At 46.8% G+C, this 17,079-nt stretch carries 13 protein-coding genes, 1 tRNA gene and 1 riboswitch; of the genes, 7 read left to right on the forward strand and 7 right to left on the reverse strand.

The genetic code is table 11. The features are described 5' to 3' along the window. Positions 1 to 75: 75 nt before the first annotated feature. Positions 76 to 1,872, reverse strand: coding sequence for a phosphogluconate dehydratase (gene edd, locus ACVA53_RS00930; protein WP_446504292.1), 1,797 nt, complete (start codon positions 1,870 to 1,872; stop codon positions 76 to 78). Further along, on the reverse strand, positions 1,869 to 2,408 hold the full coding sequence (locus ACVA53_RS00935) for a gluconokinase (protein WP_446504293.1): 540 nt from the start codon (positions 2,406 to 2,408) through the stop codon (positions 1,869 to 1,871). The genes edd and ACVA53_RS00935 overlap by 4 nt, the downstream gene beginning before the upstream one ends. Before the next feature lie 213 nt (positions 2,409 to 2,621). Here ACVA53_RS00935 and ACVA53_RS00940 point away from each other — a divergent pair, with 213 nt between their 5' ends. The 3 genes from ACVA53_RS00940 (at position 2,622) to ACVA53_RS00950 (ending at position 5,903) form a co-directional block, all read left to right on the forward strand. After that, a complete protein-coding gene (locus tag ACVA53_RS00940; RefSeq protein ID WP_446504294.1) occupies positions 2,622 to 2,744 on the forward strand; it encodes a hypothetical protein in 123 nt (40 codons plus the stop codon). 143 nt (positions 2,745 to 2,887) lie between these two features. After that, complete coding sequence (gene ascF, locus ACVA53_RS00945) at positions 2,888 to 4,375, forward strand: PTS cellobiose/arbutin/salicin transporter subunit IIBC (protein ID WP_446504295.1); 1,488 nt, start codon at positions 2,888 to 2,890, stop codon at positions 4,373 to 4,375. 97 nt (positions 4,376 to 4,472) lie between these two features. Continuing rightward, the gene (locus tag ACVA53_RS00950; protein WP_446504296.1) at positions 4,473 to 5,903 is read left to right on the forward strand and encodes a 6-phospho-beta-glucosidase; all 1,431 of its coding nucleotides are present in this window, start codon (positions 4,473 to 4,475) and stop codon (positions 5,901 to 5,903) included. Positions 5,904 to 5,999: 96 nt separating this feature from the next. Here the strand turns inward: ACVA53_RS00950 and ACVA53_RS00955 are convergent, their stop codons facing one another. After that, positions 6,000 to 6,914, reverse strand: a complete 915-nt coding sequence (locus ACVA53_RS00955; protein ID WP_446504297.1) for a D-alanine--D-alanine ligase family protein — start codon at positions 6,912 to 6,914, stop codon at positions 6,000 to 6,002. A 278-nt stretch (positions 6,915 to 7,192) separates the two neighbouring features. On the opposite strand from ACVA53_RS00955, the gene ACVA53_RS00960 reads away from it, so the two are divergent. Next, positions 7,193 to 7,861, forward strand: a complete 669-nt coding sequence (locus ACVA53_RS00960; protein ID WP_446504298.1) for a hypothetical protein — start codon at positions 7,193 to 7,195, stop codon at positions 7,859 to 7,861. A 62-nt stretch (positions 7,862 to 7,923) separates the two neighbouring features. Here ACVA53_RS00960 and ACVA53_RS00965 read toward each other — a convergent pair whose 3' ends face one another. Next, a complete protein-coding gene (locus ACVA53_RS00965) occupies positions 7,924 to 8,940 on the reverse strand; it encodes a hypothetical protein (RefSeq protein WP_446504299.1) in 1,017 nt (338 codons plus the stop codon). Between the two features lie 485 nt (positions 8,941 to 9,425). After that, positions 9,426 to 11,012: a Na+/H+ antiporter NhaC family protein gene (locus ACVA53_RS00970; RefSeq protein WP_446504300.1), complete on the reverse strand. Its 1,587-nt coding sequence runs from the start codon at positions 11,010 to 11,012 to the stop codon at positions 9,426 to 9,428. Positions 11,013 to 11,095: 83 nt separating this feature from the next. Continuing rightward, positions 11,096 to 11,267, reverse strand: a riboswitch (Lysine riboswitch). A gap of 247 nt (positions 11,268 to 11,514) precedes the next feature. On the opposite strand from ACVA53_RS00970, the gene ACVA53_RS00975 reads away from it, so the two are divergent. Then, positions 11,515 to 13,368 (forward strand): BCCT family transporter, encoded by a 1,854-nt coding sequence (locus ACVA53_RS00975; protein WP_446504391.1) that lies wholly within the window; start codon positions 11,515 to 11,517, stop codon positions 13,366 to 13,368. Between the two features lie 129 nt (positions 13,369 to 13,497). Next, positions 13,498 to 13,929 (forward strand): ecotin family protein, encoded by a 432-nt coding sequence (locus ACVA53_RS00980; RefSeq protein WP_446504301.1) that lies wholly within the window; start codon positions 13,498 to 13,500, stop codon positions 13,927 to 13,929. Between the two features lie 92 nt (positions 13,930 to 14,021). On the opposite strand, the gene ACVA53_RS00985 is transcribed toward ACVA53_RS00980, so the two are convergent. Next, a complete protein-coding gene (locus tag ACVA53_RS00985; protein WP_446504302.1) occupies positions 14,022 to 15,146 on the reverse strand; it encodes a M14 family metallopeptidase in 1,125 nt (374 codons plus the stop codon). A gap of 286 nt (positions 15,147 to 15,432) precedes the next feature. Between ACVA53_RS00985 and ACVA53_RS00990 the strand changes: the two genes are divergently transcribed. Beyond that, positions 15,433 to 15,523 (forward strand) — tRNA-Ser (locus tag ACVA53_RS00990). A gap of 59 nt (positions 15,524 to 15,582) precedes the next feature. Here the strand turns inward: ACVA53_RS00990 and ACVA53_RS00995 are convergent. After that, positions 15,583 to 17,076 carry a tripartite tricarboxylate transporter permease gene (locus ACVA53_RS00995; RefSeq protein WP_255042559.1) on the reverse strand — a complete coding sequence of 498 codons (1,494 nt, stop codon included), beginning with the start codon at positions 17,074 to 17,076 and terminating at the stop codon, positions 15,583 to 15,585. Positions 17,077 to 17,079: the final 3 nt, after the last annotated feature.

Raw genomic sequence — 17,079 nt, forward strand, 5'->3', positions numbered from 1 at the left:
GCTAAGTCGTGCTTGTAAGCAATGGCTTATATCAACCTACATAAATACTTGATCAACTACTTATCCAGATTGGTATTAGAATAGGAAGCTTGCCCCTTCATCGGCACCACCGACATTTTCGCGCATCACCTTGAAGATATCTCGTCCCCAGGTGATTTGACCTGCCTCTGTATCTAGCTGGACCGGTTGGCGCTGGTCAAACTGCGCTGCCACTTCCAGTAGCCCAGTTTGGCAATCGAGTTTGACGATATCACCATCTTCAATCAGGCCAATCGCGCCGCCACGCAGGGCTTCAGGCGTGATATGGATAGCAGCTGGGATTTTACCGGAAGCACCAGATAGGCGTCCATCGGTGACCAATGCGACTTGGTGACCGGCTTTCTGGATATTGCCAAGAATGGGCATGAGTTTGTGAAGTTCTGGCATACCATTGGCCGCAGGACCATTGTGGCTGACCACAATGACACAGTCCCCAGTAAATTCACCGGCTTGATAGGCAGCTTCCACGTCATGCTGGCAACGGAAAACCTTAGCTGGCGCTTCAATATATTGGTGCTCGGCCTTGACCGCAGACACCTTGATAACCGCTTGGCCTAAATTCCCTTTCAGAACTTTTGTTCCGCCTGTTTGGTTGAATACTTGTCCGCTGGTTGCAATGACATCGGTATTACTACTTTTGCTAACAGGTTGCCATACCAGCTTGTTGCCACTCATCACCGGCAGGGTCAGTTGATCGGAAAACTCACCGAAAACGGTTTGCACATTATCATTGAGTAATCCGCGATCATGCAGTGCTTTCATTAATGCAGGAACGCCGCCTGCAGCTTCGAAAGCATTGATGTCTGCCGGGCCATTCGGGTACATCTTGGCAAGCAGCGGTACGATGTCTGACAGCTCACTGATATCATCCCAAGTAAGCAGCAAGCCGCCGGCACGGGCGATAGCCAGCATATGGATAGTGTGATTAGTGCTGCCGCCAGAAGCGAGCAGGGCAATGACACCATTGACCAAATTCCCTGCAGTAAAGACATCAATGAGCGGGCGGTAGTTCGGTGAATCGGCGGTCATAGCGGCAAGAGCAAGACTGGCATGTTCGGTCAGTGCTGTGCGTAGCTCGGTGTTGGGTGCCACAAAGGCTGAACCTGGCAGCATTAAGCCCATTGCTTCGAATACCAACTGATTGGTATTGGCTGTGCCATAAAACGTGCAGGTGCCGCCTGAATGGTAGGCTTGGCATTCCATTTCGAGCAACGCATCTTTACCTACTTTACCAGCCACATACTGCTGGCGTACTGCGACTTTCTTGTCATTGGTTATCCCGGTTGGCATTGGGCCTGCAGGAATAAATGCGGTAGGCAGGTGGGCGTAGCTCAGTGCTCCCATCAGTTGTCCTGGTGCTATTTTATCGCAAATGCCCAGTAGCAAGGTGGCATCAAACACATTGTGGCTTAGCGAGAATGCGGTGGATTGGGCAATCAAGTCTCGTGAGAACAACGACATGTCCATGCCCGGCTGGCCTTGGGTGACACCATCACACATGGCCGGCACACAGCCAGCTACTTGTGCTGTATGCCCTAATGATTTGAGTGTTGTTTTAATGTGGTCTGGGTAGTTTTTATAGAGCTGGTGGGCACTTAGCATGTCATTGTAAGACGAGACAATGGCCAGGTTAGCGCGGGTAAAATCCAGAATTTGGCTTTTTTCCTGCTGGCAGGAGGCGGCTACCGCATGGGCAAGGTTGCCGCAAGAAAGGCTAGCGCGGCCTTTTCCTTGTTCTGCTTGCTGCGTGGTCTTGGTTTCAAAACTCGAGCGCAGAGCTTTGCTTCGGGCCTTGATACGCTCGGTGATCAGGGTAATGGTTGGGTGGATCATGCGATGAGCTCCTGAGAAATGACGGATACAGATCGTTCAGTGAGTGCAGACACAGAGCTATCTAGAATCGCTTCTATACTTTGGTCAATATCGACGGTAATGACATCTGCTTCATCAACAGGAGTTTCAAGTACCGCAAACTGACTCGCAATCATGTTTTCTTTCATGAAGTGACCCTGACGCAGGCGGATACGCTCAAGAATCACGTCCTGTGTTCCTGATAAGTACAAAAAGGCCAAATTGTGATTTCCTTCACGAATTTGTTCCCGGTAACATTTCTTCAGTGCTGAGCAAACAATTATACCGGTTTCGTTCTTGCTCTCGATGCTGAAAGCGGCGTCGCGGATCCGCTCCAACCAAGGCTCGCGGTCTTTATCGTTCAGCGGCTCGCCTTGAGCCATTTTTAGAATGTTGGCTTTAGGGTGCAGGTCATCACCATCGATGAACTTGCCGCCAATACGCTGGGCAAGCTCATAACCAATAGTACTTTTCCCTGATGCAGATACCCCCATCACTATGATGCTTTTTCCCGCCATGTAAGCTCCTTGAATCTTTTTCTGATCTAGATCTCATTTCTCAGATGATCTTCAAAATCGGGTTTATTTTATCGATGTTATTGGTAACATGTTACCCGTAACTTGGTTGATTGTGAACCACTGAATCAAGAATTCATCAAAACACCATGTTCTACACAGCAACAAAGTTGTTCCGGTTTTAGAGAGCGGGCTGTGCCATGGAGAGGGGGATAAATGGAACAAACTATCGAAAGCAAACTGAGTGTGATGAAGGTCGTGCCGGTTATTGCAATCAAGGATGGAGGCAAAGCACAACCTTTGGCCAAGGTGACAGGCAAGCCATTGGTCAACTGGTGAGTGAAATCAACCAGTAAGCAAAATAACAAATTGTTGATCACCAGTATTTACATTTTATCGGGTGACATTCAACGCATTTTATTGGGGAATAGGCTGCATAATAGGCGAGCTAGCTATTCTCCGTACACGCAGGAGTTGAGAAGATGTCTAATGATTACAGCGCGGTAGCCCGCTCGGTTGTCGAAAAATTAGGGGGATCAAGCAATGTTGTCGCACTGACTCATTGTATGACTCGTCTACGTTTTGTTCTGAAAGATGAAGCTAAAATTGATGCCGCAGCCTTGAAGGGCGTGAAGGGTGTCATGGGCATCGTTCACAATGGTGATAAGTGCCAGGTTATCATTGGTAACAATGTGGCTGCTGCCTACAAAGAAGTGATGAAGCTGTGTAACATTGATGGCACTTCTTCTGACGACACACCGGCACCGAAGGTAAAGCTAACACCTAAAGTGATTGGTGCCAAAATGCTGGATGCGCTTGTTGGCACCATGTCACCGTTGATCCCGGCGATTATCGGTGGCTCGATGGTAAAACTGGCCGCAATGCTGTTATTGATGTTCAACATCTACGAAGCCGATCACTCAACCATTATCCTGCTGAACACGATTGGTGACGGTGCCTTCTTCTTCCTCCCTATTATGGTAGCGGCATCGGCTGCGATTAAGTTTAAAACCAATATGTCACTGGCTATCGGTATTGCCGGTGTGCTGGTTCACCCGAACTTCATTGATCTGATGGCACAGGCGGCCGACGGCCGTGCAGTCGAACTGTTTGGTATCCCTGTAACATCTGTTCGTTATACCTACACGGTAATTCCTGTTCTGATCATGACTTGGATCCAATCGTACATTGAACGTTGGGTGGATAGCATCACGCCAGCTGTGACGAAAAACTTCTTAAAACCAATGCTGATCGTATTGATTGCCGCACCGATTGGTATCCTGTTTGTCGGCCCTATGGGCATTTGGATTGGTACTGCAATTTCTACACTTGTCTATGCTATCCACGGTGCTCTAGGTCCTCTCGCTGTTGCTATCATGGGCGCATTGTGGCCTCTATTGGTACTTACCGGTATGCACCGCGTATTTACGCCAACAATCATCCAAACTATTGCTGAAACAGGTACCGAGGGCATGGTAATGCCATCAGAAATCGGTGCAAACATCGGTATGGGCGGCGCGTGTTTGGCTGTTGCTTGGAAGACCAAAAACATTGCACTGAAACAAACGTCGATGGCTGCGGGTGCATCAGCACTGATGGCCGGTATTTCTGAGCCTGCGCTTTACGGTGTTCTGGTTCGCCTGAAACGTCCTTTGATTGCAACGCTGATCACTGGCTTTATCGTTGGTGGCCTTGCGGGGATGGCCGGAATAGCGAGCCACTCAATGGCAGCACCGAGCCTGTTCACTAGCGTCCAGTTCATTGATGTGAATGATCCGATGAGCCTAGTGTGGGTGCTGGGTCTGATGGCACTGTCTGTTGTTCTTTCTTTTGTACTGACACTTGTTCTTGGTTTTGAAGATATCCCTAACGATGAGGATGAATCAAACCCAACAACTGCAAAAGAGTCGGCGAAAGAACAAGCAAAAGAACTTGATGCACAGGCCCCCACAAAACCAGCTACGGCTTAGTGTTCTCTAACGCATAAAAATGAGCCACCTCTTACCGAGGTGGCTTTGTAACAATTCGCGGTACGTACGGCAATTAGCAAAATACAAGAGGCAAACCATGTCTGATATTACATTCCCGGAAGGGTTTCTGTGGGGCGGCGCGATTGCGGCTAACCAATCTGAAGGTGCTTACCGCGAAGGCGGCAAGGGACTAACGACTGTAGATATGATCCCTTACGGTGAAAACCGGATGCCGGTAAAACTGGGTCAGGTTGATTCGGTTGAACTTGATTCGGACGAGTTCTACCCAAGCCATCAGGCTATTGATTTCTATCACCGTTACAAAGAAGATATCGCGATGCTGGCTGAGATGGGCTTCAAGGTTTTCCGCATGTCGATTGCATGGGCGCGTATCTTCCCGAATGGTGATGAGGAAACCCCAAACCAAGCGGGTATCGACTTCTATCGCGCTGTTTTTGAAGAGTGTAAGAAATACGGTATCGAACCGCTGGTAACCCTTTGCCACTTTGACGTGCCTATGCACCTGGTCAATGAATATGGCTCTTGGCGCAACCGCAAGATGATCGCATTCTTTGAACGCTATGCCCGAACTTGTTTCGAAGCGTTTGATGGCTTGGTGAAATATTGGCTGACCTTCAACGAAATTAACATTTTGCTGGCCAGTCCATTTTCAGGTGCAGGTATTCTTTTCCAGGAAGGCGAAAACCACGATCAAGTGAAATACCAAGCTGCTCACCATGAGTTGGTTGCGAGTGCCTTGGTGACCAAAATTGCCCATGAGATTAACCCGGAAAACCAAGTCGGTTGTATGCTAGCGGGTGGTCAGTTCTACCCTTATTCATGCAAGCCGGAAGATGTATTTACGGCAATGCAAAAAGATCGCGAGAATTTGTTCTTCATTGATGTGCAGTCACGCGGTTATTACCCGTCTTACGCCCAGAAGGTGTTTGATGAAAAAGGCGTGAAGTTGGAGATTCATGAAGAAGACGATGAAATCCTGAAAAATACTGTCGATTTCATCTCGTTTAGCTATTACGCCTCGCGCTGCGCATCTGCCGATATGAACGAAGGCAATACCAGCGCGGCAAACGTGGTGAAATCGATCAAGAACCCGCACTTGGAAGCCAGCGACTGGGGGTGGGTAATTGACCCGCTTGGCCTTCGTATCACCATGAACTCATTGTTTGACCGTTACCAAAAGCCATTGTTCTTGGTGGAAAACGGTTTGGGTGCCAAAGACACCATGGATGAGAAGGGTGAGATCAATGATGACTACCGCATTGATTATCTACGCTCTCACGTTGAAGCGATGAAAGACGCGATTGCTGATGGTGTGCCGTTGATGGGTTATACCCCATGGGGCTGTATTGATCTTGTGGCTGCCTCAACCGGTGAAATGAGCAAACGTTATGGCTTTATCTATGTTGATCGCGATAACGAAGGCAACGGTAGCTTGGATCGTACCCCCAAGAAATCCTTTTACTGGTATAAGAAAGTTATTGCGAGCAATGGCGAAGATCTAGATTAATTTCGAATGAAATAATGTGTTCTGTTGTCTGAGGGGAAACTCTGACAGTTTGCCGGTAAGACCCTGTTTGTCATGGGTTACCGGCTTTTTTATGCGCTATTTCACGTCATCGAATGTCGCACTATCGAGTAGCGTGGCGATAGTATCTTCGAAGCTTATTCCTGCTTCTTTGGCTGCCATTGGAAACACGCTGCGGGTGGTCATACCCGGCACGGTGTTCATCTCAATCAGCCAGATTTTCCCGCTGTCATCCAAGAAGGTATCGACTCGGCCCCAACCTCGGCATCCCAACGTTTTATAGGCGGTCAGTGCGGCTTCACGCATCTGTTGTTCCTGCTCATCGGTTAAATCTGACGGGCAGTGATATGTCGCGCTTTGATCGCCGAATTTCGCATCCCAGTCAAAAAACGTATCTGACTTGATTTGAACAACTGGTAGTGCTTTCTCGTCAAGGATGGCACAGGTGTATTCGCGGCCGGTGATGAATTGCTCGACCAGGATGTCATCGTCATACTCAAAGGCATCAATTAAAGCGCTGTAAAGCTCCTCCGGGGAGGACGCTTTTGACACACCGATACTACAACCTTGGTTCAATGGCTTGACGACCACAGGGTAGGAAAGATCTTCCAGCGTCGCTTTGATGGTGTCGGTTGGAATGTGTTTGTTTACCTTGATCCAATCAGCCGTTAGCAGGCCGTTTGAACGCCAAATTTCTTTGGTTTTTAATTTGTTGAGTGAGATCGATGAAGCTAGCAACCCACTGCCGGTATAGGGGATTTTTAGTAAATCTAACAAGGCTTGAATATGCCCGCTTTCTCCCATGCCGCCATGAAGAGCAATGAACACTTTGTCGAGGTTAAAGAAGCCCTGCAAGGTGATATCAATATGGCGGGGATCAATCTTGATAGCTTCGTGGCCCAGCGATTCGACGGCACCGGCAATGCAGTTGCCAGATTTTAATGAGACTGCGCGCTCGCTAGACTCACCGCCGTATAATATTCCAATTCTCATGGTTTTGGTTCCGATTAAGCTTTGCTTTAAAAAATATCTATAAAAGGAGCAATAAAAACGTGTTTGCTCTGAAATAATGGCAAAAATAGTAATATAAAATTGCTTGTACAGTGTTCTGTAGCTTATTGTGACGTTATGCATTTTATACTGGGCTTTTGTGTATTGAAAGCATGGCATTGTTCCTGTTTTTTTGTCACAGAGGATGTTGCCTTATTTTTGAATAAGGGATGAATTTCTTTTCAGCTAACTTGAAAGAAACATCCTGCTTGGTAACCGCTATGAACAGACAGAAAAGTTTGATCAAACCAATTGGTATGTGGGTAATCATGCTATGCATCGGACTGCTTGCTAATGCTGCGACGGCATTGGATTTTGAAGATTTCCCGTTGGACACCTTGGATAATACTGTCGCGAAAGGTGTTAAGGCCAAAGTCGTTGATTACCATGGCCAAAAAGGAATACATGTGTCGGTGTTACCGGACCATAAATCAGTGGCACAAGGTGGTTGCGACAATTGCACTTATCTCGCTTTGCAGACGCTTCCATTTCGCGATGGCACCATTGAGTTGCTGATGGCGGGTGAGCCACAGCAAGAAGCGTCTGAAATGGTAAATGGAGTGCTGGCCAACGGTTTTGTGGGTATTGTCTTTCGGGTGAGTGAAGATAAGTCAAAGTACGAAGGGGTTTACTTACGTCCTGTTAATGCGGTGTCTGAAGATGAAGCTCAGCGTGAGTTAACAATTCAGTATTTTTCTTATCCTGACCAGTGGTTTAAATTGACGGCTGAAATAAACATTAACCAAGCGATTTTCTATATTGATGGCGAAAAAGCACTGGTGGTTGAGAGGTTGTTCCATGGCTCAGAGCACAAAGGGGTCATTGGGTTCATCACCCAACCCGGAAATGATGCTTATTTCTCTAGTTTGCAAATCAAGCACAGTCAGTAAAGCTTTGGTGGTTGGTCATAATAAAAGAGCAAGGCCGTGGCCTTGCTCTTTTTGTCGTAGTCTCAGTCAGAAGCAGGGAAACCATCAACTGTTGCATGAGCGACTACATAGATGCCTCCACTCAAGCCAGTTATAGTATATTGGTAAAATAGTATGTTGCTGTGTGGGCTGTCATTTTCTGGATATTGACCTGGTGCGACGGTGAAGTCCCCCTCGTTTCTAGGCAAAATTTCACCCCCAACATAAAGTTGTGTCTCTGTTAGGGTATAAGGCATACCGGTTGCCCCATCTGTTTCGGTCATTTGATATGTAACTTTTGCTTGTGAGCCATCATAGTCGACAGTCAAGGTACCCACTTTGGTTCCTTTGCTTAAGTCACATTGGCCTGCGGCAGCATAAATATCAAAGTAATAGGTACCTTCTGTAAGTGGGCCGTTAGTCCACCCCCAGCGGTTGAAGTTGCTTTCTTCATCGGTGATATCTAGGAAACACTTAGCTAGATTCGCACCATATGCAAATGCAGTTTCAGTTTTGGTTGTTGGTGGGTTACTGTTACAATCTTGCCATGTATATTCTATGTATGTAGCCCAGCTTCCTCTATCTACGAATGGTTTTCCATCTCCCCAGCCGGTTTCACTTTCAATAACCTCATTGTTTTCATTGATTTTAACAACCTCAGCATGAGCCGCTATAACGAGGGAATTATTTGAACCTAAATTGAGGTCTGTTTTTAATATCGTATAGGTGAAGGTTGTGGCGTATGGGCTATGCTCCGTTTGATAATCAAAGTTACCTATTTTAGGGTTGCCTTTTTTGTTGGTGGGAATACCAGCAAGAGAAGTTGAAACATGCAGGTGCGTGGTTTTTAATAACCAATCATTAGCTGTGCTAAAGGTGACATATAAATTATTTTCATCATTAGATATGGTAACCGTACCAGCATCTATAGTTTGTCCTGCAAAAAGAGTTACTTCTGTTGGTTCTCCACAGATTGTTGGTGTCGCTGAAGCTCCAAGACTTATAAGTCCTAAAGTAAATAATAGTGATATAAAGTAGCTTCTTAGCCATTTTAAAAACATAAAAATTCCTTAGTTGTTTTATATCACAGCAGATAATCTGAAGTGTTATAAGTCAACGTTACTGAGAAATAGGAGAAATTTTTCTTCTAGCTATTATTTAACGCTTTTTGATAAAACGTCCTGACATAGGTATAAATTAACTTAATGGTTAAGTGTGGTATTGTTTAATATTAATTCTATTCGGCGGATATTTCATGTTAATTTTATCGTGTTTTTAAATAACTGATTTAATTGTTGAAATGTTGATTTGTATTTCTTGTTTTTGTATGTGTGACAATATCCATAAGTTGATAATGTTTTTCTTTGTTAGGGGATCTGAAGGTCATATACCATATAGTATTAATTTATGTACTAATAAGTATGAATAATTTTATTGACTGTTTTTTTTATCAGAAGTGATTTGTTTTATTGGCATATAAAAAGTCATGTACAATTAAGCCCAGTATCATAAACAATGAAACTGGGCCGTTATCATAACTCTATTGTTAGCCAGTCACCGGCTCAGCAGCCATAATAGGTTTGCTTTTGCGAACAGCAAAGGCACAGAAGGCCAGGAACCAAAGACCACTTACAGCAACACCCGCCCAAGCAGAATGAGTGTATCCGATAGCGAGGTAACCCAATAGGGCACCGAAAGCAACCGAACATGCGTACGGTAGCTGGGTCATAACATGGTCCATGTGGTGACAACCTGCACCGGTTGCCGATAGGATACTGGTGCTTGAAATTGGCGAGCTGTGATCACCAAATACTGCGCCAGCCAATACAGCCGATAGCATAGGAAGTAGCAGTGCAATGTCACTGGCAGCAGCAATATCACCGGCTAGTGGTAACATGATCCCGAAGGTGCCCCAGCTGGTGCCGGTAGCAAAAGCCATTGCACAAGATAGCAGGAAGACAACCGCTGGAAGCAGTTCAACAGGCAGGTTGCCGTTTGACATGGAAGCGAGGTAAATACCGGTTTGCATATCACGGACAACTGAACCGATAGTCCAGGCAAAGAACAAGATTACAATAGCGGGCATCATGGCTGAAATGCCTTGTGGTGCTGCTTTTACCCAAGTGTTCACGCCAAGGTTAAGACGAAGCGCTAGCGCAATAGAAACCACTAGGCTACAAATCGCACCGTATACCAGAGATGATCCAACATCGGTGTTTTCAAAAGAGCCGATCACACTGAAGGCTTCACCATTGGCTGCTAGTACATCTGCGCCTGATTGCACCATGAAAAAGACTGTTGCCATCGTCAGGGTCAGGATAGGCAATACCATATCGATCATGCCGCCTTTGGCAGATTCTGGTACCTCAACCTCCAAACCAGCAGGTTTGCCCTTGGACTCATCCCACAGTTTGCCTTCTAGTGCCCATTTTTCATGCTTACGCATTGGGCCGATATCAAGTTGGAAGGCAATAACGCACAGTACCATGACCAAGGTGAATACCGCATACAGGTTCATTGGCATCATCTCGACAAAGGCTGAGATAGGGCTCTGATCTGTCACACCGTGTGCCATCATGATGCCGCCAACGAGGGCGATGATATAGGCACCCCATGACGAGATAGGCATCAGTACACAAACCGGTGCTGCGGTTGAATCAAGCAGGTAGGCCAGTTTTGCTCGAGAGATATTGAAACGGTCGGTTACCGGACGGCAGATGGCACCTACAGATAGGCTGTGGAAGAAGTCATCAATGAAGAAGATAAAGACCATCAGGCCGGTTAGTGACTTGGCACTGCGGCGATCTTTACAGCGTACTGCTGCCCAGTCGGCAAATGCTTGCGTTGCACCGGAGACACTCATCAGGCTGATCAGTGCACCAAGCAGTAACATGAAGATGATCATGTTAACGTTGTCACCGTTGAGTGCATCATCAACCCAGACAATCGCCAGTATCTTTGCAACTAGGTACTGCAGTGACTCTAATGGTGAGTATTGGTTTAGCATCATGGCACCGGCAAAGATACCTGAGCCAAGGGAAAGCAAAACCCGCCTGGTAGTGACTGCTAGGATAACAGCCAGCATGGCTGGGACAACGGACATTAGTGAGTCCGAAAAATCTACAAGGTTCATGATCTCATCACACCTACAACTTAAAGGTGGAGATCTACCGAAAGGAAGTGTAACTAAGACGCAGAAAGGTATGACTTGTTACCCCCTCAGGTAGCGCTCCATAGGTCAAAACTATGGCAGTTCTGTGCCTATTCGACACAGACCCAGCGACTGAAGTTGATGACTGCAGTCACTTCGGCGCTGACTCCTTTCTCCGGCTTCACAGGTATCACCCTCTGCTCGGTTACTGTTAGGCAGCGCGCCTCTACTGATTTAGGGATTATCGCCGTCAATCCTACTGGTTTTCGGCGATAAGGCTGACATTATATACGGCTGAATAATTATGTCAGCTAATAATCAGCTTTTTTCATCGTGTTCATTAGAATCTTGGTTTGTACAGTTAGCCCCTTTTCTCTGATTATCTTACTTACCCATATCTGGGTTTATATTTTAAGGAGCTACCGTGTTTTCTCGTAAACACTTTGAATTGATCGACAAACCGACGTTCTTCGGGGCGCTGGGCATGTTGATCTCGGTTGTGGTGCCCTTGCTGCTGTTTCCAGTGCAAGGTGCGGAATGGATTGCTATTGCCAAAACCTTTATGACCGACAAACTCGGTTTTCTTTATTTGTCGCTCGGTGTCGCTGCTTTTTTCTTTATGATCTACATCGTTTTTTCTGACATCGGCCAAATCAAGCTGGGTGATCCTGATGAAAAGCCCGAATTTACCACGGCTTCCTGGGCAGCGATGCTGTTCTGTGGCGGTATCGGTGCCAGTATCCTGTACTGGGGGACGATTGAGTGGGCTTATTATTATCAAGCTCCGCCGTTTCAGCTTGAACCGGGTAGTGAAGAGGCGGTGCGCTGGGCAGCAACTTATGGCTTATTCCATTGGGGACCGATAGCTTGGTCTATCTACTTGGTTCCAGCTTTGCCAATTGCGTATTTCTTTTATGTTCGTAAGCAACCTGTGTTAAAGGTATCTGCGGCTTTGATGCCGGTCATTGGTGAAGCCCGCAGCTATGGTTGGCTGGGTAAGGTCATTGACGTGCTGTTTATCTTTGGTCTTCTCGGTGGTGGTGCGACAACGCTAGGCCTTGCTGCCCCATTGATCACCGAAGGTGCCAACTACTTGTTTGGCGTACCAAAAGACACAGAGACTCAGATTATTGTGTTGATGCTCTGTACTGCGATCTTTGCATACTCGGCCTATGCCGGGATGGAAAAAGGGATCAAGTTCCTCAGTAATGTCAACTTCTGGGGAGCACTGGGTTTATTGGCCTTTGTGCTGATTTCCGGCCCAACCATTTTCATGCTGGAAACTGGGCTCGATTCACTGGGCCGTATGCTGTCGAATTTCTTTGTGATGGCAACATGGGCCGAGCCGTTCGGCGGCTATGGCTCGTTTGAGAATACCCATTTCCCACAGGACTGGACCATTTTCTACTGGGCGTGGTGGTTGGTGTTTGCACCGAGCATGGGGTTGTTTGTTGCGAGGATCTCCCGTGGCCGTACTATCAAGCAAATGGTAACGGGGTCGATCTTCTTTGGGTCGATGGGCTGCTTTTTGTTCTTCATGATCTTGGGTAACTACGGTCTATCGCTGCAGCTGTCTGGAGCGCTGGATGTCGTTGGTATCCTTAACAGTGAAGGGGCGACCAAAGCCATTTTCTCAATTCTTGAGCAACTGCCTTACAGTACCGTTGTTATTGCCGCGTTTACGCTATTGTGTTTGATCTTTACAGCGACCACGTTTGACTCGATCTCTTATATTTTGGCATCGGTGGTACAGAACAATGTGACGGAAGACCCAATGCGGTGGAACCGTTTGTTCTGGGCTTTTGCATTGTCATTTATGCCTTCGGTATTGCTGTTTATGGGCGGCTTGTCGACCCTACAGACCGCAGCCATTGTCGGTGGTTTACCGCTGTTGGTGATTGCGGTGATGTTGATGATATCGGCAGTGAAAGCGGCGAAGCTCGACCTGACTCACCAGGAAGGCTATGAAGATCCGGTAATTAACATCGAGGAGTTGCCAGATGTTGACCCTTGGTCGAAAGAAGGGATGGCGTTGACCAAGTTTGACGAGCTGAAAGACATCGCGATGGCCGCAGCCGAAGCTGAACGTGAAGCCTTGTATAAAGTGTGGAAGCTGAAGAAAAAGATGCGTGCAGAAGCTATGGCGAATGGCGAGTCTGCTTTTGAACTTAGCGAGGCGCCACAAGAGCGACTGGATCAACTTCAGCAGTTGATGGACGACGCCATATCAGCAAAAGAGAATAAACTAGCGGCTTCGGAAGAAGCACAGGAAGCGCGTAAGGTGTTTGATGAACTGATGCGACGCCGTCTTGAAGCGATGGTCGAGCAACAAGCTTAATTTTGATCAGTCGATGATGGCTCGTGGTTTACCGGTTACCTAACGTTTCTAAGCTCTCCTTGGCTTTGAACAGCGGGGGTTCAGGGTATAATGGTAAAACTAAGCAATCTCAGATTAGTAGGTATAACAATGAAAAAAGCACTTCTGACCGCGACACTATTGCTGGCAACTCCGCATGTTTTTGCAAGCGAGAATGCTGATATGTTTCCTGAAATGCCTGGTTTTACCAAGCATGTTATTCAACTTGAAGCGACTGAAAACGAAAGCCAAAACCGCCGAGTGCAAATTATTGCCAATAGCGTTATGAATGTTGATTGTAATATTAAAGCACTTCCTATGGATATTGAGCGACGTTCATTGGAAGGCTGGGGATACTCATATTACGTATTGGAGAAGCAAACTGACTATGCCTCTACCATGTTGGCATGTGAAGAAGAAGCATCAGATCAAAATTTGCAGTTCCACAGTGATTTGTTGCGTTATAACTCAAAGCTTCCTTTAGTTATTTATGCTCAGGATGATGTTGGCGTTGATCACGCCGTTTGGGCTCCAATGAAATAAAGCGATGCCGGTTTGACGCTGTTTGGCTCCAAATTACCGAACGATTATGCCGAGTCATTACGACTCGGCATTTTTATCTAAGAACACCGGTATTAGATTTGATCGATGATTGCTCTAACCGCTGCTAACACATCTTGGCCAAAGGCCACGCTACGCTCTGGCGACCAGCCATAAAACTCATCAGGATGACTGATGTGATCCTTAAATGGCATCTCGATAGTATAAGACAGGCACTTGAATTGCTCGGCGACCCAGTTAGAGCCAATGGTTAGGTTGGCCTTGCCCGGCTCATCTTTATCGTAGCCGTGCGCGACCTGAAATTCAGGCGTGATGGTCAGCAAGGCGGCCTTGAAAGCATTTTCCAATGCGGCATGGCGTTCATTGTAAGACGGGATCCCCTCGCTACCTGCAACGAAGTTATAGGGAATAGCCTCGTCACCATGGATGTCGAGGAACATATCTACGCCAGTTTTAAGCATGCGCTCACGCACAAGGAAAACCTCAGGGCTTTTCTCCATCGACGGCGTTTGCCACTCGCGGTTGAGGTTAACACCAATGGCATTGGTACGAAGGTGACCACGGATACTGCCATCAGGGTTCATATTCGGTACGATATGGAACACCGCTTTATCGAGCAGAGCTTTGGCGACAGTATCGGTATCGTCGAGTAGGCGTTGCAATAGACCTTCGATAAACCACTCCGCCATGGTTTCACCTGGGTGTTGTCGGCCAATGATCCAGATGTTTTTCTTTTCTTCCGACGGCTCACCAATGTTGAGCAAGCTCATGTCATTGCCATCCAAGGTTGAACCAAGGGTTTCCAGTTTACAGTTGAACTGGGTTTGGGCTTGGTGCAGTAAATCTTGGTGGCGGTCATAACTGAATGGGGCGAAGTAAGCGAAATACATCGAGCCGTATTCCGGAACCACCTTGAAGGTCAGGGTATCGCCATCAAACTCGGCTGGAATACGGAACCACTCTTCTCGATCATAAGAGGCAACCACATCATAGTCTTGCCAACCTTCGGGATAGGCTGATTTTGTCAAGTTTAAGATTGAAAATTGATGATGAAGCTGGGGCTGGCTTTCTAGACGGAAATGGAACCACTGCGAGATGTCGGATTGGTTATCCGCTGGGATCGTCAGTTGAATGTTGTCTGGCGAATCGGCACTGACGATATGGATGTTACCACTTTCGAAATTGCTGAAAATTTTCATTGTTATCAATCTTATGTTTGTTGAGGTGAAAAGAGGTTAGCAATAACTATAGCCTTTCTGAAGCAAATAACTGTTACAGAGCTTTGATAAGGGGATAACATGACATTTTTGCCCGGTGGACATATCGAGCTTGGTGAATCCCACTAAAATCAGCGTGATGGCCAATTTTTTGCGGTTTTTTGTATTTAATCTGGGTGTATTCGCTCTGTTTGTATGATGTTTGAGCAAACAAGCATTTTAGGGGTTTACAGACGACAGCAAGCTTTATATTATGCGCCGCACTTACGGAGAGATGGCTGAGTGGTTGAAAGCACCGGTCTTGAAAACCGGCATACGTTTGTAGCGTATCTAGGGTTCAAATCCCTATCTCTCCGCCACATTTGAAAAAGCCGCTGAGAAATCAGCGGCTTTTTTCGTATTTGCGCTAGTTAAATGATTATGGCGTCACAGCATTCTGTTCCTGCTTCTTCTTGAGCTTCATCGTCGAGTAAACCGAGAATACAGCCAACACAATGAATGCAAGGGCAATAGGACGTTCATACAAGAATGACCAGCTGCCATCAAACATCAATAGCGATTTCCTCAGGTTTGTCTCTGCCATCGGCCCGAGAATGATGGCCAACAAGATTGGGGATGAAGGGATCTCCATCTTATTGAGGATAAAGCCGAATAAACCAAAGCCAATTGCGATACCCACATCAAACATCGAGTTGTTAATGGCGTAGGCACCTATTACTGACAAGAAGATGATAATAGGGATCATGATGATCTTCGGTACTTCAATGATCCGACAGAAAAAGCGGATACCCAGTAGGCCGATGAGCAACATGATAATGTTGGCAACCAACATTGAGCTGAATACACCGTAGACCACTTCAGGGTTCTGGCTGAACAGTAATGGCCCTGGTGTCAAACCTTGTACAATCAAAGCGCCAAGTAAGACTGCCGCAACGGCATCCCCCGGAACACCCAGTGTAAGCAGTGGGACCAATGAACCGCCAGTAACACCGTTATTACCGGCTTCTGCAGCGGCTAAACCATGTACCGAACCTTTACCAAATTCATCAGGGTTCTTGGCTGAGCGTTTGGCTTCGTTGTAGCAAACGAACGCCGAAATATCGGCACCGGCTCCTGGTACTGAGCCAATAGACGTTCCCATCAAGCCACTTTTGATCGCTGTTGGCAGCATGGTTTTTAGGTCGTTTTTACTCAGTAGCTTATGGTCAAATTTAGGTGGTGCGCTTTTCTTCTGAGTATGTAATTTCTCAAGCTGGTTGAGGCCTTCTGAGATAGCAAATAAGCCAATCAGAACCGGAATGACATTGATGCCGCTATACAAGTCCATCACATCAAAGGTAAAGCGCGGCACACTGCTGATTGGATCAAGGCCAACGGTGGAAATCAGCAAACCAATGCTACCGGCTAATAATCCTTTCAGTATGTTTTTCGATGACACACTGGCAATAATGGTTAAACCGAACAGAGCAAGTGCGAAGTATTCTGGGGCATTGAATTTAAGAGCAAAATCAGCCAAAAGCGGAGCAATGGCAATCAATACAATGGTACTGATCAACCCGCCGATAAAAGACGCTACTGCAGAAATACTCAGGGCTCGAGCTGCCTGGCCTTTAGCTGCCAAAGTATGTCCGTCAAGCACAGTCGCGGCTGAGGCTGGTGTTCCCGGTGTTTTGAGCAAAATAGCTGCTATTGAACCGCCGTAAATACCACCGATATACACACCGATCAGCATAACAAGTGCTGCAGTAGGCTCCATACCGAAGGTAAAAGGCAGTAGGATAGCAACCCCCATGGTAGCTGTTAAGCCAGGTAGGGCACCAAGGATAATACCACCCAGCACGCCGAAGACCAGGACGGGAAAGACGCTTGGGCTAAAGGCCGTTAGAAGGCCTGAAAATAGATGTTCTAACATAAG

This window comes from Photobacterium sp. DNB23_23_1, from assembly GCF_052873815.1.

What these genes read in the sequence shown, in the direction of transcription:
- ACVA53_RS00940 (WP_446504294.1), top strand. Translation starts at nt 2,622, where the DNA reads ATGGAACAAACTATCGAAAGCAAACTGAGTGTGATGAAGGTCGTGCCG.
- ACVA53_RS00995 (WP_255042559.1), bottom strand. Translation starts at nt 17,076, where the DNA reads ATGTTAGAACATCTATTTTCAGGCCTTCTAACGGCCTTTAGCCCAAGC.
- ACVA53_RS00980 (WP_446504301.1), top strand. Translation starts at nt 13,498, where the DNA reads ATGAAAAAAGCACTTCTGACCGCGACACTATTGCTGGCAACTCCGCAT.
- ACVA53_RS00970 (WP_446504300.1), bottom strand. Translation starts at nt 11,012, where the DNA reads ATGAACCTTGTAGATTTTTCGGACTCACTAATGTCCGTTGTCCCAGCC.
- ascF (WP_446504295.1), top strand. Translation starts at nt 2,888, where the DNA reads ATGTCTAATGATTACAGCGCGGTAGCCCGCTCGGTTGTCGAAAAATTA.
- ACVA53_RS00960 (WP_446504298.1), top strand. Translation starts at nt 7,193, where the DNA reads ATGAACAGACAGAAAAGTTTGATCAAACCAATTGGTATGTGGGTAATC.
- edd (WP_446504292.1), bottom strand. Translation starts at nt 1,872, where the DNA reads ATGATCCACCCAACCATTACCCTGATCACCGAGCGTATCAAGGCCCGA.
- ACVA53_RS00950 (WP_446504296.1), top strand. Translation starts at nt 4,473, where the DNA reads ATGTCTGATATTACATTCCCGGAAGGGTTTCTGTGGGGCGGCGCGATT.
- ACVA53_RS00965 (WP_446504299.1), bottom strand. Translation starts at nt 8,940, where the DNA reads ATGTTTTTAAAATGGCTAAGAAGCTACTTTATATCACTATTATTTACT.
- ACVA53_RS00975 (WP_446504391.1), top strand. Translation starts at nt 11,515, where the DNA reads ATGTTGATCTCGGTTGTGGTGCCCTTGCTGCTGTTTCCAGTGCAAGGT.
- ACVA53_RS00985 (WP_446504302.1), bottom strand. Translation starts at nt 15,146, where the DNA reads ATGAAAATTTTCAGCAATTTCGAAAGTGGTAACATCCATATCGTCAGT.
- ACVA53_RS00955 (WP_446504297.1), bottom strand. Translation starts at nt 6,914, where the DNA reads ATGAGAATTGGAATATTATACGGCGGTGAGTCTAGCGAGCGCGCAGTC.
- ACVA53_RS00935 (WP_446504293.1), bottom strand. Translation starts at nt 2,408, where the DNA reads ATGGCGGGAAAAAGCATCATAGTGATGGGGGTATCTGCATCAGGGAAA.